This window comes from Bradyrhizobium sp. AS23.2, assembly GCF_001908185.1.
Classification (GTDB): domain Bacteria; phylum Pseudomonadota; class Alphaproteobacteria; order Rhizobiales; family Xanthobacteraceae; genus Bradyrhizobium.
Window position 1 is genome coordinate 1 of sequence record NZ_LGHM01000412.1, and the last position, 624, is coordinate 624.

The window sequence follows — 624 nt, forward strand, 5'->3', positions numbered from 1 at the left end:
AATGTCCCGACTGCTGTTGAACTACGTCGGGCCGACGTTGCCGGAATGAATGTTACGCGGCCCTCGTGACGTGGACAACGGGCTTGTGGTGAGCTTGAAGGGCCGCATGCAGAACCGATAATTGCTTATGCGCCTTCAATCGTCGGAAGCCCTTGTTGGCCTCGATCATGCCGGCCGCGACCCATCGCAAGGCCATACCAGCATCCCGCCAGCGTTTGACGTTGCGCGTGACGCGGCGAATGGTGCCCATCATGTTCTCGGCGATGTTGGTACAGGCGAGCGATCGACGAAGCTCCTTCGGCAGCTTCAACCGGACGACAGTCAGGATTTCATCGAGGCCTTCGAGGATGCTCGCCGCTACGCCGGGCCATTGCTGGTTGAGTCGACGCGCGAGATTGCGGATCAATTTTTCAGCCTTGTCGGCGTCATCGAGCTCCCAGGCCTGGCGCAGCACCCGACGGGTGGCCGCATGATGCTCTTTCGGCAGGCGTTCCATGATGTTGCGCGCCTTGTGGATCTGGCAGCGCTGGATCGCAGCGGCCGAACCGAAGGTGCGGCGGATCGCCTTCGACAACGCCTTCGCGCCGTCGACGATGAACAGTCTTGGCACCGTCGGGTCGAGCC

General features: G+C 61.7%; 1 protein-coding gene. It reads right to left on the bottom strand.

The window, feature by feature from the left end; genetic code table 11:
* Positions 1 to 52: 52 nt before the first annotated feature.
* A partial coding sequence (locus AC630_RS42595; RefSeq protein ID WP_208867134.1) for a transposase occupies positions 53 to 624 on the bottom strand: 572 nt, incomplete at its 5' end.